This window comes from Neisseria sp. P0024.S006, from assembly GCF_051956595.1.
Taxonomy (GTDB): domain Bacteria; phylum Pseudomonadota; class Gammaproteobacteria; order Burkholderiales; family Neisseriaceae; genus Neisseria.
The window spans coordinates 1-559 of the sequence record NZ_JBQCXH010000020.1 but is presented as its reverse complement, the minus strand read 5'-3'; the positions used below and the strand labels follow the sequence as shown (position 1 = coordinate 559).

Genomic DNA, 559 nt, shown 5'->3' with positions numbered 1-559 from the left:
GAAAAAAGGAAGGAGGGAAGAAAAGGGAAAAGAAAAAGAAGAAAGAAAAAAAAGAGAAGAGAAAGGGAAGAGAAAAAAAAGAAGAGGGGAGAGGGGGGAAAGAAAAGAAAAAGGAGAAAGAGGGGAAAAAAGAAAGAAGGAAAGAAGGGAGAAAAGAAGAAAAGAAGAAAGGGGGGAGAAAGAAAGGGAAGGAGAGGAAGAAGAGGGGGAAAGAAAAAGAAAAGAAGAAAAAGAAAGAAGAGAAGAAGGGGGAGGAAGAGGGAGAAAAGAAAAAGGAAAAGGAAGAGGAAGAGGGGGAAAAAAAAGAAGAAAAGAAAGGAGAGGAGAGAGGGGGGAAAAAAGAAAAAAAAAAAAAGAAGAAAGAAAAGAAAGAGGAAAGAGGGAAAAAGGAGGAAAGAGAAAAAAAGAAGGAGAAGAAAGGGAAGAAGAAGAAAGGGGGGGAGGAAGGACAGAGAGAGAAGGAGGGGAAGAGGGAAAAAAGAGGAGGAAAGGAGAAAGGGAAGAAGGGGAAAGAAAAAGGAAAGAAGAAGAAAAAGAAAGCGAGGGCACCGGCGGGAAC

1 protein-coding gene is annotated in these 559 nt (G+C 41.0%); it reads left to right on the top strand.

Annotated elements, in window-relative coordinates:
- Window positions 1–559, top strand: a 559-nt coding sequence (locus ACTHUF_RS11050; protein ID WP_440407707.1) for a hypothetical protein, incomplete at both ends; no start/stop codon positions are given.